This window comes from Pseudomonadota bacterium (genome assembly GCA_018817425.1).
In the GTDB taxonomy this organism is placed as follows: Bacteria; Desulfobacterota; Desulfobacteria; order Desulfobacterales; family RPRI01; genus RPRI01.
The window spans coordinates 1-23,522 of sequence record JAHITX010000080.1 but is presented as its reverse complement, the minus strand read 5'-3'; the positions used below and the strand labels follow the sequence as shown (position 1 = coordinate 23,522).

Annotated in this window: 24 protein-coding genes; 16 read left to right on the top strand and 8 right to left on the bottom strand. The window is 39.8% G+C overall.

The annotated features are described in order from the left end of the window. Position 1 precedes the first annotated feature (1 nt). From KKC46_14085 to KKC46_14055, 7 genes are read right to left on the bottom strand one after another with little or no spacing between them, the layout of a single operon-like run. Positions 2-400: a hypothetical protein gene (locus KKC46_14085; protein ID MBU1054938.1), complete on the bottom strand. Its 399-nt coding sequence runs from the start codon at positions 398-400 to the stop codon at positions 2-4. Then, positions 400-1,059: a hypothetical protein gene (locus tag KKC46_14080; GenBank protein ID MBU1054937.1), complete on the bottom strand. Its 660-nt coding sequence runs from the start codon at positions 1,057-1,059 to the stop codon at positions 400-402. Before KKC46_14080 ends, KKC46_14085 begins: the two co-directional genes overlap by 1 nt. After that, positions 1,056-2,057, bottom strand: a complete 1,002-nt coding sequence (locus tag KKC46_14075) for a hypothetical protein (GenBank protein MBU1054936.1) — start codon at positions 2,055-2,057, stop codon at positions 1,056-1,058. The genes KKC46_14080 and KKC46_14075 overlap by 4 nt, the downstream gene beginning before the upstream one ends. Further along, on the bottom strand, positions 2,054-2,722 hold the full coding sequence (locus KKC46_14070) for a hypothetical protein (GenBank protein ID MBU1054935.1): 669 nt from the start codon (positions 2,720-2,722) through the stop codon (positions 2,054-2,056). The genes KKC46_14075 and KKC46_14070 overlap by 4 nt, the downstream gene beginning before the upstream one ends. Further along, positions 2,719-4,524, bottom strand: coding sequence for a hypothetical protein (locus KKC46_14065; GenBank protein MBU1054934.1), 1,806 nt, complete (start codon positions 4,522-4,524; stop codon positions 2,719-2,721). The genes KKC46_14070 and KKC46_14065 overlap by 4 nt, the downstream gene beginning before the upstream one ends. Positions 4,525-4,542: 18 nt before the next feature. Further along, complete coding sequence (locus KKC46_14060; GenBank protein MBU1054933.1) at positions 4,543-4,926, bottom strand: hypothetical protein; 384 nt, start codon at positions 4,924-4,926, stop codon at positions 4,543-4,545. Positions 4,927-4,940: 14 nt separating this feature from the next. Further along, on the bottom strand, positions 4,941-6,641 hold the full coding sequence (locus tag KKC46_14055) for a hypothetical protein (GenBank protein MBU1054932.1): 1,701 nt from the start codon (positions 6,639-6,641) through the stop codon (positions 4,941-4,943). 312 nt (positions 6,642-6,953) lie between these two features. Here KKC46_14055 and KKC46_14050 point away from each other — a divergent pair, with 312 nt between their 5' ends. Further along, positions 6,954-7,544, top strand: coding sequence for a nucleoside deaminase (locus KKC46_14050; GenBank protein MBU1054931.1), 591 nt, complete (start codon positions 6,954-6,956; stop codon positions 7,542-7,544). A gap of 147 nt (positions 7,545-7,691) precedes the next feature. Here the strand turns inward: KKC46_14050 and KKC46_14045 are convergent, their stop codons facing one another. Further along, the gene (locus KKC46_14045) at positions 7,692-9,125 is read right to left on the bottom strand and encodes a M48 family metalloprotease (GenBank protein MBU1054930.1); all 1,434 of its coding nucleotides are present in this window, start codon (positions 9,123-9,125) and stop codon (positions 7,692-7,694) included. Positions 9,126-9,535: 410 nt separating this feature from the next. On the opposite strand from KKC46_14045, the gene KKC46_14040 reads away from it, so the two are divergent. The 15 genes from KKC46_14040 (at position 9,536) to KKC46_13970 (ending at position 22,863) form a co-directional block, all read left to right on the top strand. Beyond that, a complete protein-coding gene (locus KKC46_14040) occupies positions 9,536-9,925 on the top strand; it encodes a hypothetical protein (protein MBU1054929.1) in 390 nt (129 codons plus the stop codon). Between the two features lie 30 nt (positions 9,926-9,955). After that, positions 9,956-11,371: a membrane-bound lytic murein transglycosylase MltF gene (gene mltF, locus KKC46_14035; GenBank protein ID MBU1054928.1), complete on the top strand. Its 1,416-nt coding sequence runs from the start codon at positions 9,956-9,958 to the stop codon at positions 11,369-11,371. Positions 11,372-11,385: 14 nt separating this feature from the next. Then, on the top strand, positions 11,386-11,664 hold the full coding sequence (locus tag KKC46_14030; protein ID MBU1054927.1) for a hypothetical protein: 279 nt from the start codon (positions 11,386-11,388) through the stop codon (positions 11,662-11,664). Next, the gene (locus KKC46_14025; GenBank protein MBU1054926.1) at positions 11,661-11,852 is read left to right on the top strand and encodes a hypothetical protein; all 192 of its coding nucleotides are present in this window, start codon (positions 11,661-11,663) and stop codon (positions 11,850-11,852) included. The genes KKC46_14030 and KKC46_14025 overlap by 4 nt, the downstream gene beginning before the upstream one ends. A 163-nt stretch (positions 11,853-12,015) precedes the next feature. Then, a complete protein-coding gene (locus KKC46_14020) occupies positions 12,016-13,404 on the top strand; it encodes a tetratricopeptide repeat protein (protein MBU1054925.1) in 1,389 nt (462 codons plus the stop codon). A gap of 64 nt (positions 13,405-13,468) precedes the next feature. Continuing rightward, on the top strand, positions 13,469-14,197 hold the full coding sequence (locus KKC46_14015; protein MBU1054924.1) for a CsgG/HfaB family protein: 729 nt from the start codon (positions 13,469-13,471) through the stop codon (positions 14,195-14,197). Beyond that, a complete protein-coding gene (locus KKC46_14010; GenBank protein MBU1054923.1) occupies positions 14,194-15,321 on the top strand; it encodes a hypothetical protein in 1,128 nt (375 codons plus the stop codon). The genes KKC46_14015 and KKC46_14010 overlap by 4 nt, the downstream gene beginning before the upstream one ends. 33 nt (positions 15,322-15,354) lie before the next feature. Continuing rightward, positions 15,355-15,567, top strand: a complete 213-nt coding sequence (locus tag KKC46_14005) for a hypothetical protein (protein MBU1054922.1) — start codon at positions 15,355-15,357, stop codon at positions 15,565-15,567. A gap of 22 nt (positions 15,568-15,589) precedes the next feature. Continuing rightward, positions 15,590-16,534: a 2-dehydropantoate 2-reductase gene (locus KKC46_14000; GenBank protein ID MBU1054921.1), complete on the top strand. Its 945-nt coding sequence runs from the start codon at positions 15,590-15,592 to the stop codon at positions 16,532-16,534. Between the two features lie 24 nt (positions 16,535-16,558). Continuing rightward, on the top strand, positions 16,559-17,341 hold the full coding sequence (locus tag KKC46_13995; protein MBU1054920.1) for an ATPase: 783 nt from the start codon (positions 16,559-16,561) through the stop codon (positions 17,339-17,341). A 310-nt stretch (positions 17,342-17,651) separates the two neighbouring features. Continuing rightward, positions 17,652-20,354 (top strand): response regulator, encoded by a 2,703-nt coding sequence (locus tag KKC46_13990; GenBank protein MBU1054919.1) that lies wholly within the window; start codon positions 17,652-17,654, stop codon positions 20,352-20,354. A gap of 24 nt (positions 20,355-20,378) precedes the next feature. Beyond that, positions 20,379-21,296 carry a diguanylate cyclase gene (locus KKC46_13985; GenBank protein ID MBU1054918.1) on the top strand — a complete coding sequence of 306 codons (918 nt, stop codon included), beginning with the start codon at positions 20,379-20,381 and terminating at the stop codon, positions 21,294-21,296. A 619-nt stretch (positions 21,297-21,915) separates the two neighbouring features. Next, positions 21,916-22,296, top strand: a complete 381-nt coding sequence (locus KKC46_13980) for a helix-turn-helix domain-containing protein (GenBank protein ID MBU1054917.1) — start codon at positions 21,916-21,918, stop codon at positions 22,294-22,296. A 20-nt stretch (positions 22,297-22,316) separates the two neighbouring features. Beyond that, a complete protein-coding gene (locus tag KKC46_13975) occupies positions 22,317-22,541 on the top strand; it encodes a hypothetical protein (GenBank protein MBU1054916.1) in 225 nt (74 codons plus the stop codon). Beyond that, a complete protein-coding gene (locus KKC46_13970; GenBank protein MBU1054915.1) occupies positions 22,534-22,863 on the top strand; it encodes a hypothetical protein in 330 nt (109 codons plus the stop codon). The genes KKC46_13975 and KKC46_13970 overlap by 8 nt, the downstream gene beginning before the upstream one ends. Positions 22,864-23,522: the final 659 nt, after the last annotated feature.

Here is a 23,522-nt window from a genome sequence, read left to right as displayed (position 1 = left end):
ACTATCCTATGAAAACCGTTCCTGCGGCAATTATCTGGCCAACAGGCGCATCAGCCGGATCATTGCAGGTTTTTACCGGGTCAGCCTGCCGCGCGGCGGCTTTGCCCCCTATTTTAACCGTCATACTTCCCATCATCACAGTACCCTTATTTGCAGGTGGTTTCTGGAAAGAAGTTCCTGGCGGAGTGGGCATATGCGCCGGCTTGTTTGAAGCAGTGGAATCGACAACCGCGGCAGCCATACCGCCGATTTTAACCGTTTGTATGCATCCTCCATCAATTAAGCCGTTGAAAGGATGCGGCAAAGGTGTAGGTACCGGCCCTCCGCCCGTGGGAACCATGACAATATGGGTATCAATTCCGGTAACAGTACAATTTTGCGTGGCAGCCGGCATTCCCATCAGTTAATATCCACCTTTGCTCCGGAGATTTTTACCTGTGATTGACCGTTAATTTCAATTTCCTGGGCTTCCAGAACCAGTTTGGTTTTAGCAGTCACAGTAATATTTCCGTCTTTTTTCATAACTATAGTTGAGCCTCCGGCTCCTATCTCTGCTCTGCCTCCGCCTGCCGTTGTGAGTGTCAGATTTATATCCCCGACTTTTACCGCAACTGAATCCTTAAGGATCTCAAGACTCACATCTTCAGACAAAGTTAATGTGCAGGAAGGTTTAGCTCGTGTAATTTCGATATTTAATTTCGGTTCATCACTGCCTGCCGGAAGCCTAAGAACAATATTGTCATCATTATGTTCAGGAGGTTCTTTTGATGGAGTATAAAGTTGCCCGATAACAACAGGCGCATGATAATCACCATCCATGAAAACCACCACAACTACATCATCTGCCGCAGGCATAGCGGCAAATCCCATTGCCCCGGTTGCAATCGGCACCCTGGGAAGAACAAGTCCCGTATCACGCATTTTCACGCTGACTGCATAATCCGGCTCTTCATCTCCTGCAGGAAACGATTCAACTACAATACCAATACCGGCAATCGCCTGGGATTTGGCTTCATGTCTTGCTATTCGGCTGATGCTCTCAAACAATGATGAAGTCAAAAAAGCCCTCCCGCAGAAAAAGAATCGCCGCTATCGGCAGTGATGGCTTCAATCAGTGTCGCGCTAAAGCTTTTCGAACTAAGCTGATGAGTCAATCTGATACAATACCAGGGACCTCCTGAAAGGCTATCCGGCATCTGCTCCGCACTAAAACAGTCACCGGGCCGAAAGGCCGGCATAACTAGAGTTTCGGCTTCCATCATGCTTGCATAAGCGGCGTTATGACGGTTGAGACCTTCCTGCGCAATGCTTACGGCATCTGGTGTTCTTAGCATTTGTGTTGGAATCCAGCGGGCATCATTACCCGGTTCGGGAGCGTCTGTAGGAATCGGCTTTATCGTTGGCCGCTTAGCATCGTAAGCATCGGTTGTTCCGGCAGGTCCGCTGCCTGTGGGAACGATTTGATATGAAACCGGAATACGATCTTTAGTACAATATTCTCTGATTTCCCGTCCGAAGGTCAGGTTTTTATCCGGACCGGAAGGCCAGGTTGAAGCTGTGAGCGTACCTTCCGCTGATACTGCCGCATATCCTCCCGCATGTTTTGCCAGATAAGCAATATGTTCGGCGCTTGTGCGGTTTTGGTGTGCAACATAAAATGCCGGTTTAATATCAATGTCACACCGGTCTATATCCACACCGCAGTCGGCTGCGAGATCCTTTATAACGGTAGCTGCATCCTGTTTATCAAAGGTTTTTGCAGGGCGAACGGCATTTAACATTAATCCGGCATCTGCAACATCAATTCTGGTTTCATATATGCTTCGATGCACAGAATAGATTTTGCCGGTAAGCACAGTTTCCATACCGTCTCCCCCATCTATTCTTATTACTGCATCATCACCATGTGAAGCATCCATGGCAACTGATGCAGGCAATATAATTTCTGCACGGTTAACTGCCGGCAAAAGCGTAAGTGTTATATTTACAGAAATAATATGAACATCATACAGGTAATTTCCAAGCTGAGCTTCTATAATTATATTGCGGATACTCATGAAAAAAGCCCCGTCAGATTTGATAATCCGGCACTAAGCTGGTCACCGATCGGACTTAAGTTATCCGCAACATCCTGCAAAGGCTGTAAAAGCCCGTCTACCGAAAGGCCATCCAGATCGGCCAGCGCTCCCAACTGGTCCATCAGATTCATTGCATCATCAAGCGCACCTGCTATATCGCCTGCCAAGTCAGTAAGATCACCCATAATATCCGTATCAAATCCCAGATCACCAAAACCGAAATCATCCAGACCGCCAAACCCGGATATTTCGGCAGGAGGAGGAAGAGGCGGACTTTCTATCAGGCTTAGCGAATATGTATAATGATTTGGGAGCCCCGCTGTTTCCTGAACCTGAAAATGATCTATTACAACATGCTGTATATCAAGAGCAGTAGTAATATCTGCTGAAAAGGTCAGTTCTTCTCCAATCTGTGCTGCTTCTTGAAGTGTTTCAAGATTTTCGGATACTTCTTCTCCGAAAAGAATGCCTTCAATAAATATCCTGTGTGAAGGGCGGCCGTTTCGCTGGTGAACTTCACCGTCAAAACCGGGAATGCGGGATGAAACAAAACCTCCTTCTATGCTATGCCTTATGGAACCGACATATTCCAAGGATATATCGCCTAACAGCGGAATTGGCCTGGTTGAATCGCCGTTACTCATCGATCAATACCTCTCATATCGGCTTCCTGATGTAAAAGAGAAGCAATTTGATCTGCAGGATTAAGATATGAATTTGAGTTCTTATATAAAGCTTTAGTCATCGGCAAATCTGACTCAGGCATCTTGACATCAGCTTGCCGGTATAAAAAGCGCGTATTTTCCGGTAGTAGGGGTTTTTCTGCCATTACATTTATCGGATCAAGGTTCTTTTCACCATCTTTTGTTAAACCAGAAGAAGATGCAAATACATCTGAACGATTATTTGATTTCTCCCATACAAAGTCTGATTTTTTTTGCATAACAGGTTCAAAAAAATTTGCCCCTGATATTTGATGATAATCTTTATTTGCAAAGAATTCTTTACGCTTTAAAGAAGCGGTTTTTTCATTATTGGTCTGCCCGAAACCAGTTTGATTTGGCTTCATGATAGTCTTCATAGAAGAAATCACAGGAGCCCTTTCTTTTTCAAGCGATATTGCAAGAAAAGGAAATACCCTGGTTGGTTTTATAGATGGTGTTGCTTCATCAGGTTTTAAAACAGCTTTATATTTGTTTTTCTCATCCCGATCGGTTTTTATCGATTCATCTTGTTTATCATATAATGCATAGCTTTGAACTGCATTGACTGATTTGCTGTCTTTGTTTTCGCTTTCAGCATTTACAACATCCGGTGATTTTACTTTTATTTCTGATGTTTCAATAATACTGCCGGATTTGTTTTGAATTAAAGTTTCAGCTTTTTGAAATTGACTGTTTTGTGAAAAATTTTCTTTATCAATTATAGAATTATTTTCTGCATATCCATAAAAGACAGAAGATGACAAAGTATGAGCGGAAGGTATGCTGCATAATAAATCAGATTCTTTATTTTCTACATTATCAGCTTTTTGGTTTATTCTATTTGTTTTACTGCTAAATTCAAATATTTCTTTCTCATAAACCTTTTGTTTGGCAGGCTCCGCCGGTTTTTTGTGCTGGTTACTCTTTAGTAAATCGCCTTCAGGCTTTGCAAGGTTTAACAAGAGGGTTTCTTTTTCGAAAAGCTCCGGCACAGCAGAAGATTCTTCTTTATGATCCGGCAATTTTTTATTCAGCAATTTTGAAGGCGTTTTTTGTTTATTTCGAACGCTTGTGTTTTTGGAGGGATCAATTTCCGGACGGATATTTTTCGGCATCAATAAAGTACTTTGTTCAAAATAATCAGAAGACGCCTCATAATCAATTTTTTCGGTTTCTTCCGCATTGTTTTCTTCTATATCCTTATCCGGCTCATTCAACTCTGAAGAACCGTTTCCTCTTTTTAAAATGGACATTGCGAGGTGATGTTTGATTGATAGCAATGGTTCCTCAGTTGAAGGTGCCAGAAGAATAGTACGCCATGGATTGGTAATACCCGATATTTGCATAAACAAGGAATCGATATAGACAGCCGGGCGGCTGTCTATTAGTTCGGCAGACCAACCTGTAGCCTTTGAAACCTTGTTTGCAGTTTCGACAAAAGTCGGAGCATCATTTTCCGCTCCTGCCAAATGCAGCGCAATTATTTCTATTATATCACGTTCACCAATACCGGGGCTAACCGTTGCAGTATGCGCTATTATAGCACTCAGGAAGTCGGCATATTTTGCGGCATGCCGGCAATTAAGGTATGCCGCAGTACGTTCACCGAATGTAATCTGCCTGAGTACCGGCCCATCTTCTCCGCCAATGCGAAGATGATTTTCATCCCCAATGGCGCATACTTCAACCCGGACAGGGCCTATAATCGCTTCGCCCCGGTTGGTATCGATTCTCAATGTCATGTTATTAACAGCAGCCTGTTATCCAAGTTCTTCGCGAACACGCGTAGCAGTAAACATATAAACTGCCGAACCAACGCCACCTACATCAAGTTTAAAAGTTTTTTCAGTTAAATAACAATCATCGAAAGATACTGTCATTTGCGTTTCACCGTGGCGCAGTTGAGAAGTAATCTGGAACATGGATTCACCAACAATCTGGTCCAATCCCGGACTGGTTGAATTAACGGAAATACGTCCATCAACATACTGTGGACCGGAAATCATGCCGATACGTTCAGCACTTCCCAAGGCATAAACGTTGTCACGTTCCTGGCGGTTGCGGTATTCGACCGACTGGACTCCTTCTATAGGCTCCCCGTTGATCAAAACACTGCTTTCATTTGCGGCAAATATAGTAGGCACGTTATCCTCCTGTTCTAATTTTTAACACGAATTGTAGCATAGATGTAATCAATGGCTCTTACCGGCCTTATGGCCACATCGATCCTTACAATGCCCTGAGCAAAATCCTGCTGAGTTGAATATACATCAACAATAAATGCCGGGTCCGTACCATCGGTTGAGGGCACAAGGGCTCCTTCACGCTCCATTCTGGTAAGCGTTGCAAAAATCTGCTGTTTTAGAGCTGTTCGGGCATCTTCGGAATTAAGCTGACCGATAAAATTTTCCGAAATAGCCTTGGTCTCACGAATGGCTTTATCTGCTACGCGTGTTACCGAAATCTGATCACCAATAGTATTCAATGCTCTTAGAACTACAATGCCACGCCCGGCTCTTTCCTGGACCACCAAAAGATTGGTTGTTGAACCCAAAAGGCGGTTTAATTCACTTTCCCGATAAGTTGACGGAGCAATATCGTGCAAAGGCAACGTTTTGAAAGTTGGCGATTCTTTGGGATTCATTCGACCGACCATTCCGGCAACTGCTCCATCTGCACGGCTTGGTGCAATTAAAACAAAACGACGGTTGCGTACAGCCGATGCATGATCCTTAATTTTATCAAGACTGGCAGCCTCTGCCGGTGTTACCGAACCGAAGGCTATGCAGGGTGAGCCATCATCAGCCATTTTAACCGCGTGGGCAACAAGCGCTTGATGGATCTGCATGACTTCATTATCGGAACGCGCCGGCTCAATTGATGAACAGATCAGGTCTATTCGCGGGTCTTCGGTCAATAAATCTATAGCGCTTTTATAGTCATTTACACTAGGTGACGTACCATCGGTAAACATAACCGGGCCATTTGTTGCAACAGGAAGACGCTTTCCAACATCAAGTGAACTGGCGGCACGTATCTGAATCAGGCTGCTTTTTGCAAGAAGCACAAAAGGCAGATACAAGTCACTATCCGGATTCATTGTAAGGCCGGATAATTCCTCCTGCAATGCAGCTCCGCGGTAAATTTTTATATTTATTTCAGAAGTAGTACTTGATACCGATAGAATCACACGAAGTCCATCAGGTTCAACATCGTCTTTGGGAAGAAGTTGAAAAAGAGCAGATGTATCGCCGTCAACAAGAACATCAATAGGTGTACCAAGAGAATCGAAAATGTAAGTACCTCCGGTTGGCAATGCATCCTGAAAACCTGCATCAAGAGCAACGACCAGATTCGATTTGGTATTAATAGTATCAAAAAGGTCATCCACCTGCCCCGGTGCCACTCGCAAATCGGGAAATGTTTCGACAACGGAACCATTAATTAAAAGATATAATGCAACTCTGACAATATTACCTGTTGCATCAAGAATTGTGCGGACTTCGGCTGAAAACTTATCCGCCCATCGGCGATTAAACCGGCATTTAAGAATTACAGCCGCAACCGAATCTTCGTTCAAAAGGGTAAGAATTGCAGCACTGCCGCCACTTACTGCCGAAACAACAACTTCACTTGCACCGTTTGAAAGGGCGTGAACCGCCTCTTTCATGCTGTATAAGGTTCCCGGCCCAACTAGCTGCTTGAGTTCGGATACCTTTGATACACCGATAAGACGGGTAGCTTCGGGTGGACGGTCTACAACCCCGACAATACCGATAATACCGGACGGTGCGGGTAAGGGTGGAAGGACATCAAAATGTGCCTCAACACGGACACCGGGAACAACAAGAGTGGACATACTACCTCCTTAATGTGTTTAGGGTAGTGGATTAAAATAGTGGGTTAAGGTAAAAAGACAAAACTACTTCTAAGTTTGTTTTTTTGGCATTATATTGGTGCTTTGTCAATAATAAAAACATAATCAAAACAAATATCGATATATAATTATAAAGCCGGATCATATTTTTTATTTATAGCAAATATCATAAATTAGGTTTTATTTGGTCATGATAATTGCTATAATTATTACAAATGGCTTTAAGAGCAATTGCAAAAAATGCTGCTGTGCTTTATGCCGGACATCATATTAAGATCATACAGGTGAATCACTATGTCATTTCAAGAAAGAGTTATAGAAATAAAGCTTCCGGATTGGATTAATACTTTCATAAGCAACCAGCCTGCTTATATGTTATCCGTTGAGGATCGCATGTCTTTTGTTATCGAAGCCTCACAACTTAATGTTTCCAATGGCACCGGAGGCCCTTTTGCTGCTGCAATCTTTGAGTCTGAATCAGGGAAATTGATTTCTCTTGGCGTAAACCTGGTTACTTTAGAAGCCTTGTCTGTTCTGCATGCGGAAATTGTGGCTTTTGCGCTTGCGCAGAAAAAAGCCGGCACCTACGACCTTGGAGGTCAGGGTTTGCCTGCTCATGAGCTTGTAGCAAGTACGGAACCATGTGCTATGTGTCTGGGTGCGATTGTCTGGTCCGGAGTACGAAAAGTCATAACAGGCGCTAGTGATTATGATGCAAGAAAAATCGGATTTGATGAAGGACCGAAAATTAAGGAGTGGAAAACCGAACTTGAGAAGAGAGGTATTGTAGTCATATCCGATGTCAAACGGGAAAAAGCAGCAAAAGTTCTTCTAAATTATTCCTTGCAAGGTGGAAAAATCTATAACTCGCGTGAAGCCGGTTGAGCCAGTTTCAAAACGCCCCATTTTGGCCGATCTTAAGCGTTGGTCTCAAATTTCAATCCTCGAAATACTCAATGTATTCCTGCGGTTGAAATCTTCGCCCGCCTTGAGCTTGACCAAACTGAAACGTTTTGAAAGTGGCTCAGTTAATCAAGATTTTTCTTTAGGGGCTTTTTTGCCCTTTTTCTTATATTTTTCAAGAAAATCTTCAATTTCAGATTTTCTGTTTTTATCCTCTGTTTTTTCCAATGCCTTTTCAAAATGAAAGCGGGCATTTTTATCATCTTTTTTGTTTATATAAAACAAACCCAAATAGTAATGGGCATCAGCCATATTATCCATTTTCCCGCTTGTTTCACCAAGATAATATAATGCCATATTGTAAAATGGATATTTGCCGGTTATGTTTAAAAACAAATCTCTGGCTTCTTTCAATTTTCCGGTTTCCGCTTTAATACGTCCCAAAAAGAATTGCGTCTCAGGGTCATCCGGAGCAAGGCTTATCGCTCCTTCAAGGGTTTTTTGCGCTTCAGGATATCGTCCATCCTGAAAATATGTTTTCCCAAGATCTCTTAAAATTTCGGGGTCAAAAGGATTCTTCTCAAGAGCTTTTTTAAAATATTCCACCGCATCCAATCTATTCCCGTTTTGAGATAAAATCAGGGCATATTTATATTGGGCCATGATATCTTTTGGATGCTTGTTCACATCCTCTTTAAACATTTTTAAAACATTTTCCTTATTGCCGTACATGACGAGAAGCCTTGTATGTGCTTTTTCAAAATTATCATTGTTTAAAACCGATTTCTTGTTTGAAGCCCCGGCATTTTCTTCTATTCGGTTGCTAAGATAGTTTATACGGTCTTCAACTGCAGGGTGAGTTGATAGATAAACAGGAATATCATTAGGGTCATACCAGCGTTTGTCACGTATTTTCTTTAACATACTTAATGTTCCGTCACCTGTGTATCCTGCTTTTCTAAGGTAATTCAAACCTATCTGATCGGCCTGTATTTCATCTTCGCGGCTGTAAGCAAGAGAAAGCGACTGCCCCATAGCAGCTGTGCCCATAAGCAGTGCATTCCCGGCATCTCCTGCCCCACCAGCTCCAAGGAGTATGCCGGCAGCCATTCCTGCAAGAGTTGCGATTTCAATTTTTTTTGATTTTTCAAACCGGTCGGAAAGATGGCGGCATACTACATGTGTAATTTCATGAGCCATTATGCCTGCAAGTTCTTCTTCATTGTCCATAGCCTCAATTAATCCGCTGTGAAAAAATACATTTCCCGCAGGTCCTGCAAATGCATTAAAATTTTCATCTTTTATTATATTAAACCGGTAGGTAAAAGGCTGGGGTGGAGCAGCAGCCAATATCTTGCCCCCTATATCGTTAATATACTTTACCAAAACAGGGTCATCAACAATTTCATAATGTTCTGCAACAGCTTTAAGAAATTCAACGGCAAGTTTTTCTTCCTCTTTCACTGTCAGGCAATAAGCCTTTTGAAATCCAAAAGAAGTTCCAAAAAAAAATATTATGCTATATATTAAAAGGATTTTCATCGAGAATTTTATATGTTTCATTATATTTTAAAACCCCTTTTCCGTTAATGGCAAAACACTATATTTATTTATCAAATAGTTACTTCACATTCGATTTGATTTGATATGATGTTTCGTATATAGTTTAGCGGTTATTATAAACAGAGATGTATCCGCAATTTAGCTGTAGGGCCAGTTTCAAAACGTCCCATTTTGGCCGATCTCTGCGTTGGGTGAAATTTTTAATCCTCGAAATACTCTATGTATTCCTGCGGTTAAAATTTTCACCCGCCTTGACCAAACTGAAACGTTTTGAAAGTGGCTCTGTAGATGTAATTTTTTACAATTGTTTTATAATAATAATTAACACTCAAAAAGTCAAAACATGAGCGTATTATTAGTAATTATTAAAATAAATAAATCATTGTCGTACAACAAAAAGGGATATTGTAATGGCTATAAAAGAAAGTGATCTTGAAAATGAAATTATGAGCCTTGTGGCAGATAACGAACTTTCATGCACCGATGCATTTGAGATTGCTCGGAGATTGCAAGTTCCGGCTTGTGATATAGGAGCTGCTGCAGACCGTCTTAAGCTCAAACTTGCACGGTGCCAACTTGGATTGTTTGGTTATAAACCTGATAAAAAAATTGTAATCGCCGAAGATTTTGTATCAAAGGAGCTTGAAGCCGCCATTCGCAACAGTCTTTATGATGGCAAACTTTTATGCATCAAAGCATGGGAAATAGCCGGCACTTTAAATATTACAAAATTTTCAGTTAGTTGCGCATGCGAATCTCTTGGAATAAAAATAAAAGAGTGCCAGCTTGGAGCCTTTTAACGACTCTATCAAACTATCAATGATAATTTTATGAAGAAAAAACCCCGTTATTACAATTTATTTGTCGTATTCTTGTATCTTGCTTTTTGCGTATTCATTGTATGGGTAAAGAACTCTGAAAATGCAAGCCTCAATAATATTCTAAAAAGCGGGCAAATAAATGTAATTACATTAAACAACGCTCATTGTTACTATTTTTATAAAGATCAGCCTTTGGGTTTTGAATATGAACTGGCAAAGGCTTTTGCAGAATATCTTGGTGTAAAACTTAATGTACATGTAGTAGAAAAACCGGAAGACTTGATACCTGCTTTGAAAAAAACCAAAAATTCTTTTATCGCTGCAAATATTACAATTACTCCGGAAAGGATAAAAGAGGTAGCCTTTTCAGATAGCTATATGAATGTTCGGCAGCATATTATTATTAGAAAAAATAAAGCATGGCTTATAAAAACCAAAAAGGATCTTACAGACCGGTATGTTCATGTCAGAAAAGGCTCCCCTTATGAAGATCAGCTAAAGAAATTAAAAGAGCAGGGAATTAATCTTAAAATAGTTTCCAGTGAAAATACCTATGACGAAGAATTGATAGAAAATGTTGCAATGAAAAAAATTAAGATTACTATTGCATACTCAAATATAGCCAATCTTAACAGAAGATATAATCCGCAGGTTGTAATTGCCGGAGCAATCAGTGACTTTGAACCTGTAGGATGGGCGGTTAAACTTAATGACAAAACTCTTTTATTGCGTATAAATGATTTCTTTAAAATTATAAATAAAAATGGAAAATATGCCGCAATCCGCAACAGATATTATTCAGGAATTGATTCTTTTGACAGCACGGATATAATAGTATTTTATGTAATGTTGAGAACAAGGTTTCCCATATACAGCCAGTTTATCAAAGAAGCCTCAAGCACTTATGGTTTTGACTGGAGGTTGATAACAGCCATGGCATACCAGGAATCAAGGTTTGATCCTTTCGCGCAAAGCTATGCAGGTGCTTACGGATTCATGCAGATAACTCCCGAAACAGCATTCAGCCTGGGATTGGGCAACATATTCGACCCTGAACAAAATATCCATGCAGGGGTTCGACATCTAAAGAAATTACACAAATACTATCGATTAAAATCAAAACAGGACAGACTGTTTATTTCTCTGGCAGCATATAATATAGGCCAAGGCCATATTTCAGATGCTATGGATCTTGCAATACAAATGAAAATAAATCCATATAGATGGGCATCTATTTCAAAAGTACTACCTTTATTGAGTGAACAAAAGTATTATTCCAAGGCAAAGTTTGGATATTGCAGAGGCTCGGAAGCCGTTAATTATGTAAACCAGATTATGCATTATTATGAAATTTTAAAAAAAGATGCTATAAGACGTAAAATGAAGAAGTCCCATGCAAAAAACAATCAAAATGAAATGTTTTAGAAAAAGTTTTATGCATGGTATATTCTGAAATACCAAAATATAAAAACCATGCTGTGTATCAAGCAGAAAAAATCTATCGTCCGCTTTTGAGATTTAGCAGAGAAGTTATAATCGGCCTTCCGATTTCAGCTTTTATGGCCTTTTGTCTCGATGACTTGCCGAAAACAAATGAAGTTCAAACATTTTCCTATACCGTAGAACCACTTTCAAAACGTTTCAGTTTGGTCAAGCTCAAGGCGGGAGAAAATTTCAACCACTGGAATACATTGAGTATTTCGAGGATTGAAATTTGAGCCCAACGCTGAGATCGGCCAAAATGGGGCGTTTTGAAACTGGCTCCGTAGACCAACCATTTGCAGGCAACCAGTCGCCGGATGATGCAAAGGTCGCGGCTATTGCCAAAGGGAAAACCGAGGTACTTGAAAAGGCGGGCACTTTTCTCGAATCACTTACAGTTGTTGAAAATTTCGCGCTTATGTGAAAACTCCCGTAAAGCTTGTACCCTTGGATTATGCAAATCCGGGAAGTATCTTTATGAAAGAGGGTTTTGCAAATAAATATAACTATTTTTTTTCACTTGATAATAGTTGCATAAGAGTGTAGAAAAAGGAATAAATCAACTAAAAACAGGGTAGTGTAAAACCATGCGTATCAAGCAAAATATTTTCATAATGTTATTTTTTATCATTGCTATAGCAATAACTCAAGGTTGCGGGGGAGTTGACAGGCCTTCAAACAACAAACAACTGAGTGGATTTGCAACAGATGATGGCGCTTTACCTGTTTATGAGGGATATATCGGAGAAAATCCGGATTCAGTTAAATCAGGAAATAAGCTTGGAGTTTGGTATTTAAAAACTGGCCGTTTCGATAAAGCAATCTCCGGATTTGAGGCTACCCTGGCAAAAGAACCCGGAGAACCATTTGCTACCTATTATAATGGGCTTGCTTATCTTGGTAAGGGAAATTTCAATAAGGCTATACAGATTTGGCAGGGTTACAAAAATAAAGATAACCCTATTTTGGAAGAAGCAATATCACGTCAAATCACTTTGTTAAGGATTGCCCAAAGCCGTAAGCTTGCAACAAAAGCTCTTGCTCAGGAAAAAACACTAATGGCAACACAACCCGCTTCCAACACAGTTGCCGTTTGCTATTATGAGGATCTTTCACCTGATAAAAGCCTCCATGCGTTCAGAAAAGGCCTTGCGGCAATGATTATTTCAGATCTTTCAAAAATAAAGTCAATACAAGTTGTAGAAAGAATCAGATTGCAGGCTCTTCTGGAAGAAATGAAGCTGGGGCAAACAGGCCTTGTTAAACAGGGTACAGCACCTAAGGTTGGTAAACTTCTTGGCGCTCGTAATATTGTTCTCGGCAATCTTTCGATTGGCAGTATTAAAGCCATAACCACCTTAGCTTCAACCGAAACTGAAAATATCAAAGGCAGTGAATCTGCATCTGTTGAAAAGGATAAGTTTTTTGAACTTCCTGCGATAATTATAAAAGATATAGCAAAAATCATGGGAATAAAGCTGGCAGATAAAGAAAAAAAAGCTATCGGAGTTGTTCATACAAAGGTTTACAATGCTTTGGTTCATTATGGTAATGCCTTAGATGCCTTAGATGCCGGTAAATGGCAAGAGGCAAAGAGTTATTTCGATATGGCCCTTAAAGAAGATCCAAATTTTGACCTTGCAAAAGAAGCGGCTTACAGTTGCCCGGAGGCAAATTATCCGAATATAAATAACCTGATAAATTTAAAGGGTTCTAAAATATCCACAGCTATTGAATCTTTAATGAGTTCTGAAGAAAGCAAACTGATAATGGATACTTCGACCGCAGTTGACTCTCTGATTAACAGTGATTATACCGGAACGGATATTTTGGGAATAGATATTGGAGATCTTGGAATAACCGGAGTAGGGGAAGAAACGTTAGGGGAAGAGAATATTGAACACCAACCACCTACTGGGGGGCAACTTCCAACTACCGGCGGGCAGTTTCCAACGACAGGCGGAACTTATCCGTAATTGTTTGGCCCTATCTGCAATAATGCACAGGTTTGTCAATATATCTGGACAAAAAAGGGATCATATGATGAAAAATTTTAATACCCATGTTATTACAACACTTATACTTTTTTTGCTTTTTTGCGGATGTGCCGGTGTTTCAAAAGAAATTATCCAAGAGGATGAAAAACCATCTGATGCAGCTGTATATCAAGTACCTGAAACAATGGCTGTATTGCCTTTTGAAAACAACTCGGTTACTGAGCCTGAAAAATATGCTCCTTTAAGCAAGGGGCTTTCTGCCATGCTGACTACTGATCTTAAAAACAGCAATACGACTCTTCAGATCATTGAGCGTGAAAAAATTCAGGCGATCTTAAAAGAAATCGCTCTTGGCCAGAGTGGCAGCGTGGATCAGTCGACCGCAGTAAAGGCCGGAAAATTGCTTGGAGCGCAATCCATTGTTTTCGGATCTTTTATGGTGCTTGGAAACAATGTACGCATAGATGCCAGAATAATAAATGTCGAGACCGGAGAAGTCCTGATGGCTGAATTTATAACAGGAGACATCGGCGGATTTATAAATATAGCTGTTGACCTTGCTGCAAAGATTGCAAAATCAATGAAAGTTGCGTTTAATCCTGTTAAAGTAAAGAGTACCGGCAATCCGGATGCGGCAATTTATTTTTCACAGGGGCTTGATGCGCTTGACAAGGGGAATAAAGAAGAAGCTAACAGGTTATTTTTAAATTGTATAAAACTTGACCCTGCATATAAGGTGCAGGTTGATAATGTGAAAGGTTTAACCAAATGAAAAAAACAGTATTATTCATGTTTGCATTTGCGGTTTTTATGATTTTTAACAGCAATTCTTTTGCAGAAGATAAAACAATTGAGGCTGAAGGGGTAAGTACCATATCAAGAGAAGATGCAATACGCCAGGCTCAGCGTTCGGCTGTTGAGCAGGGGGTTGGAATTTTTATTCAGTCTCAGACCGAAGTAGAAAATTTTGAACTCAAAAAAGATAAGATTTTTTCAAGAACCAAGGGCTATATCAAAAGATTTTCGATACTAAAAGAAAGTAAAGAAGAAGACCTGTTTAAAATAATCATAAAAGCAACGGTTTCTCTTGATAAAATCAAAGATGACCTTATTGCTATGAAGATACTTCTTGCAAGCATGGAACATCCAAAACTGATGATTCTTATCGAAGAGGATTATAAGAGTATGGACAATCTGGGAATGGGAATTGCCTCAACAGAAATGGCTTCTTTGCTTGGCGCCAAAGGATTTGAACTTGTTGATAAGTCTCAGGTTGATGCAATAATAAATAATAATCAGGGAAGGCAGGCTCTTGCCGGAAACACAAACGCAGCTAAGGCATTAGGGCTGAAATTCGGAGCACAGTATGTTGTCGTGGGAAAAGCTGTCGCTCAGGATGCCGGAGAGGCTTATCCAGGTTCAGGGTTAAAATCAATACAGGCAAGCCTTCAATTAAAGGTTATTCAGACTCAGACAGGTCTCGTCTTAGGCTCGGTAGTTAAAACCGGTGTCTCTGCCCATATAAGTCCTCTTACCGGGGCAACGACAGCAATCCAGATGTGTGCAAAAAAAGCTGTTGATGAATATCTGGTAAATGCAATTACCAATTCCTTCCAGGATTTTTTAAATAATGGCACTCCCCTTAAACTGCATGTCACCGGCGTGGACTCTTTTCAGAAATCAAGATTGGTTATCGGAGCAATAGAAGAAACAGAAAAAGTTGCAAGTAGCAAGAAAGAAGGATGGAGTAAAGCTGGCGGTATCCTGGAACTCGGCCTGCTCTACAAAGGAACAAGCGAGGAACTGGCTGAAGTGATTGACGGTAAAAAAGTCGGTGACGGAAAGCTTGAAGTTATCGATGTTGCACCCGAAAGGCTTGACTGTAATCTGAAATAAATTTTTTAAACCATAAAATTGGAGACTAACAAAATGAAACGTTCTGAACAGTTAACACTTGAAGGATGGGAAAAGCGAGCAACTTATGATGATCCACGCCTTTCAGAAATGTTAGAAATGTATAAAGAAATAGGCTTTGAAGTGCTTTTGGAACCCTTTGATGCTGATGCAGAGTCTGGTTGTGCTGAATGCATGAAAGCTTCGCCACAAAAATACCAAACAATCTATACGCGTAAAAAATCTTAAGAATCAAAAAAATTCTCATAATATGGAAAATAAATCTAATTTTCAGCCACAGCATTTCGCAGTTATAGGAGCTGGCCCGGTTGGATGTATTGTCTCGGCATTACTATCAAAAAACGGATATGAAGTAACCTTATGTGATGTGGTTCCGGAGCTGGTGAAACCGGCCATAAATCCGGGCATTATCATTGAAGGAGCAGAAAATATACAGCAGAGTGTATCCCGCACATGTACAAGCGTAGAAGATCTTTGCGAAAAAGTACCTGATGTAATAATTCTTGCTATAAAAGCAAACACGCTTTCACTCGTTTCCTCTGCCATAGAAGCATTTTACAAAGAAGGTATGTATGTTATAAGCTGGCAGAACGGGATAGATACTGAATCCGAAATAGCAAAAACTCTCGGTAAAAAACCAGTTATGAGAGCGGTTGTAAATTACGGATGTGAGCTAATCGGACCATGTCATGTCCGCATGTCTTTTAATCACCCCCCGCATTATTTACAGGAACTTGATAAAACATCAACTAAGGCTGCAATTGAAATTGCTGAAATATTGACAAAATGCGGTCTTCATACCAAACATACCGATGAAATAAATTCCATGATATGGCGAAAAGCAATTCTTAATTCCTGCATGAATCCGGTTTGCGCAGTAACCGGACTAACGATGTCCCAGGCCATGAACGATCCTTTTGTATTTCAGATTATAGATTCTCTTGTAAAAGAATGTGTTGCCGTTGCCAGGGCAAACGGAATAGATCTTGGCTGGGATTTTTATCCCTATGCATTAGAATATATGGGAAATGCCGGTGATCACAAACCTTCCATGCTTACAGATATTGAAAACAACCGCAGAACTGAAATTGAATTTATGAACGGAAAATTTGTGGAATATGGCAGGCAGACCGGAATGGAAACACCTTACAATAAAACCTTAAGGGCTCTTATTAAAGCTCTTGAGCCAAAATAATAAGCTTTTTACAGCTTTACCGTTATGAAGACAAATCCTTTGTATGTTGGAATCGATGTTGGAGCATCCAGAACAAAAGTTGCCGTAATTGATTCCTGTAAAAATCTGGTCGGATATGCAGTAGAAAAATCGGGAACAGATTTTTTGGCAACCGCAAAAAAATGCTTCGATCTATCCCTTGCCGCATCTAAATCATCTAATAACAATGTAAGCCGTATCATTGCAACCGGATATGGGAGGAAAAATGTTTCTTTTTCCAATGAAACAAAAACGGAGATAAGTTGCCATGGGAAAGGATCTTTCCACTGTTTTCCAAGACAAATTTCAATTATTGATATCGGCGGCCAGGATAACAAAATTATAAAACTTGATAAAGATGGCCGAAGGCTAAATTTTGTGATGAACAGAAAATGCGCAGCCGGAACCGGAGCTTTTCTTGAAGAAATGTCTGCACGCCTTGATATACCTCTTGAAAACATGGACATTCTTGCCAGACAATCTGTTGATACGGTTGAACTTGGAAGCTACTGCACTGTTTTTTCAGCTACGGAAGTATTAGGAAAAATCCGGCAGGGGAAAAATGTCCCGGATATAATTAAAGGACTTTTTTTATCCGTAATAAAAAGGGTGCTTGAAATGGACTCACTTGGCGATAATGTCGTAATGACGGGAGGGGTTGTTGCTTATAATCCTTTCCTTGTCAAAATGATGGAAAAAATTATAGGAAGAAAGATTTTGCTGCCCGAATACCCTCAACTTACAGGCGCTATCGGAGCAGCTCTTTACGCAATCGAAACAACACCCTAAGGTATAATCCAAATTTCTATCAACTCAAATAAGAAGTAAAAATTTCCTTCCGAAATCTTTAGATTACCCTGCTGATCATAATCCCTATTATCCCAATATATTTGACAAAAATAATTCAAAATCTTCAGATCATAACCGAAAGTATCTTTACCTGTATCTCCGATACAATTAAAGATTTTATTTTATCATGCCGATAGATGAGATAACAGGTATTTATATTACCGGTCCTGTCCGGGGAGAAATATCTCTATATTAAATTTTTTCAATAACCACTTAACATAAAGCACCATATTAAAAGATAATAAGTGATATGCCGGAAAATCAAAAAAAAATTCTTGTCGTGGATGATAGTCCTATAACCAGAAAGATATTAAAAAGAGAACTATCAGAAGGCGGATATATATTAGAGGAAGCCTGTGACGGAAAAACAGCTCTTGCAATATTTAGTGAATATATGCCGGATTTGATCACCCTTGATATCGAAATGCCGACACTTGATGGCTTTGAAACTTTCAAGAAACTTCAAAACAAGCAAAATTCCGGCATTTTCAAACATTCAAAGAAATGCCAGGTACCCGTTATATTTGTAACCGGAAACGATAACCTTAAAGACAGGAACAAAGGATTTCAACTTGGAGCTGCGGACTTTATCACAAAACCATTTTCAAAAGGCGATATACTATCAGCCGCAAATAAAATTCTAAAACCTGAAAACCGTTTAATGAAGTTAACGGCGCTGGTAGTGGATGACAGCCCGACATTAAGAAGTATAGTATCATCTACTTTGGCAAGGGAAGGTGTGAGTGTTATTGAAGCCGGAGACGGTTTTGAAGCTTATACAATTCTTTATGCCAGAAAAGAAGAAATAGATATGGTAATAAGCGATTTATCTATGCCTCAACTGAATGGAGATGAGTTATGCAAAAAAATAAGAAATGAGCTTTTTTTGCATGATCTTCCTTTTATTCTGCTCACAGGGTCAAGTGATCAATCAAAGCTTTTGGAAATGTTTAAATCAGGCGTAACTGACTATATTACCAAACCCTTTGTAAGGGAAGAATTACTGGCCAGGCTTACAGCTCATATAGAAAGGGCACATCTCAACAAGCATCTTCGCGAAACGGTGGAAGAGCTTGAAAAAACGAAAATAAAAACAGAATCGGCAAACAAGGCAAAAAGCGAATTTATAGCAAACATCAGCCATGAATTCAAAACTCCGTTAAATGCTATTATAGGATTAACAGATCTTGCGTTAAAAAACGAGTTAACGCCAACACTCGAGAATTATTTGGAAAAAATAAGCATTTCATCTCAATCGCTTTTGGTAATTATTAATGATATCCTGGATTTTTCTAAAATTGAAGCAGGAAAACTCGACATTAAATCCGCTAAATTTCAATTGGATGATGTAGTAAAGCATCTTACAAGCCTTATAGGTGATGAATGCGCAAAAAAGGACATAAATTTTACTGTTGAGATTGAACCAAATGTTCCGCAGACTCTTATTGGCGATCATTTGCGTTTAGAGCAGATTCTTGTCAATCTGGCAAATAATGCCGTTAAATTTACCAAAAGCGGTGAAATTACAATACATGCTAAACTTCTTAATGAGAATGACGATGGAGTTAATATACAATTTTCAGTCAGTGATACAGGAATAGGCATGGATCCTTTTATTGTTCCAATATTGTTTGGTGCTTTTACCCAGGCAGACGGAGCCTCGTCCCGCAAATATGGCGGAATGGGATTAGGTCTTGCTATATGTAAACGTCTTGTAAATATGATGGGGGGCCACATCTGGGTTGAAAGCAATCCGGGAAAAGGCAGCACATTTTATTTTACGGTATATTTTAAAATCAGTAAAAACAAAATAGACCCCTGCGTACAATCTCCGGCAGGTTGTTCGGATATGAAAGTATCTATAACAAATATTTTAAATAAAGCGGATTTACAAAAAATTGCCGGCACACATATTCTTCTTGTTGAAGACAATTTACTAAATCAGCTAATAGTGCAAGAAATACTGGAAAATGCCGGTGTTCGCGTAACCATTGCAAATAACGGCAAAGAGGCCCTTAAAGCTTTGGAAGTATTAATGGTTGATGCCGTATTAATGGATATCCAAATGCCGAAAATGGATGGATACGAAGCTGTCTGTTTAATACGAAAAGAAAAGCGTTTCAAAGGTCTGCCAGTTATTGCCATGACTGCATATGATAGAAAAGGCGACAAAGAGAAATGCCTTAAGGCAGGCATGACTGAATACTTGTCAAAACCGATTGATAATGACCTGCTGTTGTCAACTCTCGCTAAGTGGATCAAACCTGAAGGGGCAGAAAAAATTTTGCCTCTTATGACATCGAAAAAATCTGAAAAGCAAGAAGATATTTGTTTGCCGGAGACATTACATGGTATTGATATTAAGACCGGATTAAAAAGATTTGAAGGCAATAAAAAACTTTATAAAAAAATACTGCTTCAGTTTATATCAGAATTTAATGACGCTTCGGAAAAGATGCGGGATATAATCCGCAAGGGGGATATTGAAGAGGGAGAAGCTTTGGTTCATAATATAAAGGGAGTATCCGGCAACATTTCTGCCTATGATCTGCAATCAGCTTCTATAAAGCTTGAGGCCGCTTTTAAACAAAGCGACAGTGGAAATTTTGTCAGCCTCTTAAGTGATTTCGATAATACTTTGCATCAGGTACTGACATCAATAAAACAACTTAAAAAAATGGACGCTTTACAAATTATAAACTTTCCCGAATCATCTCCTGATATTGAAACACTTTCACCTATATTTTCCAGGCTCCAGCAGCTTTTGAAAAGAAATGATCTTGTAGAGGATGAATTGTTAGAGTCATTGCAAAAACAAGTTTCAGGGTCCCGGTATGAAAACAATATAAAAACTTTTGAAGAATATCTTGATAAATTCGATTATCAAAATGCACTATCCGTTTTATCCAATATGAGTGAATATATGGGTATTTCTTTGGAGAGCCTTGAATAGCTCTCTTATAAATAAAGGAAAATTATGCTCCTTGATGAATCTAAACAAACTATATTGATTGTAGATGACATGCCGATAAATATACAGGTTATGGCAAGAGGTCTAAAATCAGATTACCATATTAAAATTGCAACCGATGGGAAAAAGGCTATTGAAATCTGCAAGTCTGAAAATCCTCCGGATTTAATTTTGCTTGATATCATGATGCCGGGAATGGACGGCTATGAAGTTTGTAGTATTTTAAAACAAAATATAAAAACTCAAAATATTCCTATTGTATTTGTTACAGCTAAAGGTGAAGTTGAAGATGAGACTAAAGGGTTGGAATCAGGAGCAGCGGATTATATTACAAAGCCTTTTCATATGCCCATAGTAAAAGCCAGAGTGAATACACATCTTGAGCTAAAAAGAAAAAGCGACATGCTGGAACATATGTTAGCGATAGATTCTCTTACCGAAATACCAAACCGCCGACACTTTGACAAGGTATTTGAATCCGAATGGAATAGGGCTAAACGCTCAGGTTCACTTGTTTCACTAGTAATACTTGATATAGATTATTTTAAAAAATTCAATGACAATTACGGGCATCCGGCAGGTGATGAGTGTTTAAAGCTTGTAGCTCAAGAATTAAAACAATGCATAAAAAGATCCGGTGAAATCATTGCCCGTTACGGAGGCGAAGAATTTGCAGCAATTTTGCCGGGCGTAAGCCAGGATGATGCTCAGAAACTGGCGGAAAAACTTCGAAATCATATCGAATCATTACAAATTATACATGCATACTCCGATGTGGCAGATTGTATAACAATCTCTTTAGGAGTAGCAACCACTTCTCCTAAAGATGGTTTGGAACCGGCTGAATTCATAAATACTACAGATAAAATGCTTTATGAAGCCAAAAGCCAGGGCCGCAATCAGGTTAAAGGGAAAACGCTTTAATAAATACTATCTGTCACATTACATGTTCCTGTTAACTTATAATCAGAAAAGCAAACCAATATTCATTCGTCCTCAAAAAATTGCTTATCCTCCACTTCCCCCTTTTATAATTGTGCCATATGGCAAAAAGGAGATTAAGGGGGTTGTTTCCTTATTCAATATTCTTCTTTCTTTCAAATGCGTTCTATACCCCACACCCAGCCATTGCAATTAAGATCCTTAATTTTTCAATAAGTGACTAAAGCTGAACTGACACTAAATACTACCCTAAGTTTAAAAATTTACCCCATCCCCAATACTTCGCCTTTCAAGAAAAATATAATGCCGTTCTCAAAAAATTATCAGTTGATATTTGTTGCATATATTGCTACAAGATTTGTAGCTGAATAACAATCATTTTATTGAGGCCACCAATGACAACTAAATATCTGGTGCATAATGCTTGGAGCCACTTTCAAAACGTTTCAGTTTGGTCAAGGTCAAGGCGGGCGAAAATTTTAACCGCAGGAATACATGGAGTATTTCGAGGATTACAATTTGAGCCCAACGCTGAGATCGGCCAAAATGGGGCGTTTTGAAACTGGCTCCTTGGGATAGCTATTTACTGTAAAGGAATACCATGTCAGAGATTAAAAAAGTGAACAAAGAAGAAACATCCGGACAACGGTTAGCCAGGCTTAGAATTGAAAGAGGGTATTCCCAGAGGAGCCTTGGAAAAGAAACGGGGATATCTCACAGGATGATCGCTTATTATGAAAAACAGGCTCAAAATCCTCCTGCCCATGTCATGCCGGTGCTTGCAAAAGCGCTGGATATCTCTATAGATCAATTGTTCGGGATAGAGAAGATTGAGAGGGAAGGCAAAAACAAAGATATGCGCCTATGGCGACGGTTTAGTCAGATTGAAAAGCTGGATATCAAAGAGAAACGTCAAGTTATCCAGTTGCTGGATTCTTTTATTGAGAAGGAACAACTGAAACAGAAAGCACAGCGTTCCTAATATTAAGGAGAAAAGACCCTATGTCTCATGCAGAAAACATAAACATAAAAGAACTGGCCAGCACCCTGGAACCCATGATCAGGCGGGTTGTCAGGGAAGAATTATCAAAAATCTTAAAAAAGAACATGGATGTTTTCCAACTCACGCCGGAAATGCCTCTTTATAAAGACATGGAAGAAATAGGCAAACGCAAAAAACATAATAAGATCAAGTTGCATTCCCACGACGAGGTATGGGGTGAGTAATTACCAAGCCGTTTATGAGCAAAGGTTTGTCACTAATCTAAAACGGTACAGTGCCATGCGGGAGCAAATAAAGCGCCGTGTTGAAAGAGTCCTGGCCGATCCGTATCATAATGCCGAAAAGCTTACAGATACCTCCGGGAAGCTCAACTTGCGTGGATGCCGCAGCACTCGCATTGATAGAAACTTCCGCGTCATATTTACGATCTGCGAAGAATGCCGGAAGATACCGGCTTGCGCATATTGCCTTTGTGAAGGGCTGGAAGACAAGACAGTTATCTTTTTAACGGTAGGCCCTCATGACAAGGCTTATGCCATAAAATGAAAAAGGTAGCCGCTATCATCTTAACGCCCAGCCTGTCATGCCAAAGCACAGCATTACATAATTGGCCGTTATCGTGCATGCGCTGTCGGTCCTATTCTAAATGGTAGCGCACATCCGATAAGACGAGATTATGTAAAAAGTCATTTGCCACGCCAGGCTGGGCTTGAATATAAAGGTTAGCGGCTGGCTGATTTTTTCATTCTACCAACCGCTACTTTTCTCTTCGATATTCATTCCCCCTCAAAAAAGTGCTCATCCTCCAATTCCCCTTATAAAGGGAGATTAAGGGGGGTTGTTTCCTTATTCAATATCCTTCTTTCCTTCAAATGCGTTCTATTTCCCACACCCCGCCGAGATTTATCTTCCTTCGACATTCATTATTCCTTGTTCGATATTCGATATTCTTCTTTCTTTCAAATGGGCTTTATATCCCACACCCCGCCATGGCAATTAAGTTCCATCAATCTTTCAACAAGAGCTAAGAGTAGACCTGACAACAATTATCCTATTAGTCACAAAGTCGAGTAGATTAGTTTCTTCTGATGCTACAGGTCGATGTTTGTGTTCTCCGTTTCCGCCTGGTTTCCCGGCGGTGCCACAATATTTCAACCATACATCAGTTGGCGCTAACCCCTCTCAGAACCGTGCTTGCGCTATTT

What these genes read in the sequence shown, in the direction of transcription:
- KKC46_13980 (MBU1054917.1), top strand. Translation starts at nt 21,916, where the DNA reads ATGTCAGAGATTAAAAAAGTGAACAAAGAAGAAACATCCGGACAACGG.
- KKC46_13985 (MBU1054918.1), top strand. Translation starts at nt 20,379, where the DNA reads ATGCTCCTTGATGAATCTAAACAAACTATATTGATTGTAGATGACATG.
- KKC46_14030 (MBU1054927.1), top strand. Translation starts at nt 11,386, where the DNA reads ATGGTATATTCTGAAATACCAAAATATAAAAACCATGCTGTGTATCAA.
- KKC46_14005 (MBU1054922.1), top strand. Translation starts at nt 15,355, where the DNA reads ATGAAACGTTCTGAACAGTTAACACTTGAAGGATGGGAAAAGCGAGCA.
- KKC46_14000 (MBU1054921.1), top strand. Translation starts at nt 15,590, where the DNA reads ATGGAAAATAAATCTAATTTTCAGCCACAGCATTTCGCAGTTATAGGA.
- KKC46_14055 (MBU1054932.1), bottom strand. Translation starts at nt 6,641, where the DNA reads ATGTCCACTCTTGTTGTTCCCGGTGTCCGTGTTGAGGCACATTTTGAT.
- KKC46_13975 (MBU1054916.1), top strand. Translation starts at nt 22,317, where the DNA reads ATGTCTCATGCAGAAAACATAAACATAAAAGAACTGGCCAGCACCCTG.
- mltF (MBU1054928.1), top strand. Translation starts at nt 9,956, where the DNA reads ATGAAGAAAAAACCCCGTTATTACAATTTATTTGTCGTATTCTTGTAT.
- KKC46_14085 (MBU1054938.1), bottom strand. Translation starts at nt 400, where the DNA reads ATGGGAATGCCGGCTGCCACGCAAAATTGTACTGTTACCGGAATTGAT.
- KKC46_13990 (MBU1054919.1), top strand. Translation starts at nt 17,652, where the DNA reads ATGCCGGAAAATCAAAAAAAAATTCTTGTCGTGGATGATAGTCCTATA.
- KKC46_13995 (MBU1054920.1), top strand. Translation starts at nt 16,559, where the DNA reads ATGAAGACAAATCCTTTGTATGTTGGAATCGATGTTGGAGCATCCAGA.
- KKC46_14070 (MBU1054935.1), bottom strand. Translation starts at nt 2,722, where the DNA reads ATGAGTAACGGCGATTCAACCAGGCCAATTCCGCTGTTAGGCGATATA.
- KKC46_14050 (MBU1054931.1), top strand. Translation starts at nt 6,954, where the DNA reads ATGTCATTTCAAGAAAGAGTTATAGAAATAAAGCTTCCGGATTGGATT.
- KKC46_14040 (MBU1054929.1), top strand. Translation starts at nt 9,536, where the DNA reads ATGGCTATAAAAGAAAGTGATCTTGAAAATGAAATTATGAGCCTTGTG.
- KKC46_14065 (MBU1054934.1), bottom strand. Translation starts at nt 4,524, where the DNA reads ATGACATTGAGAATCGATACCAACCGGGGCGAAGCGATTATAGGCCCT.
- KKC46_14015 (MBU1054924.1), top strand. Translation starts at nt 13,469, where the DNA reads ATGATGAAAAATTTTAATACCCATGTTATTACAACACTTATACTTTTT.
- KKC46_14010 (MBU1054923.1), top strand. Translation starts at nt 14,194, where the DNA reads ATGAAAAAAACAGTATTATTCATGTTTGCATTTGCGGTTTTTATGATT.
- KKC46_14020 (MBU1054925.1), top strand. Translation starts at nt 12,016, where the DNA reads ATGCGTATCAAGCAAAATATTTTCATAATGTTATTTTTTATCATTGCT.
- KKC46_14045 (MBU1054930.1), bottom strand. Translation starts at nt 9,125, where the DNA reads ATGAAACATATAAAATTCTCGATGAAAATCCTTTTAATATATAGCATA.
- KKC46_14075 (MBU1054936.1), bottom strand. Translation starts at nt 2,057, where the DNA reads ATGAGTATCCGCAATATAATTATAGAAGCTCAGCTTGGAAATTACCTG.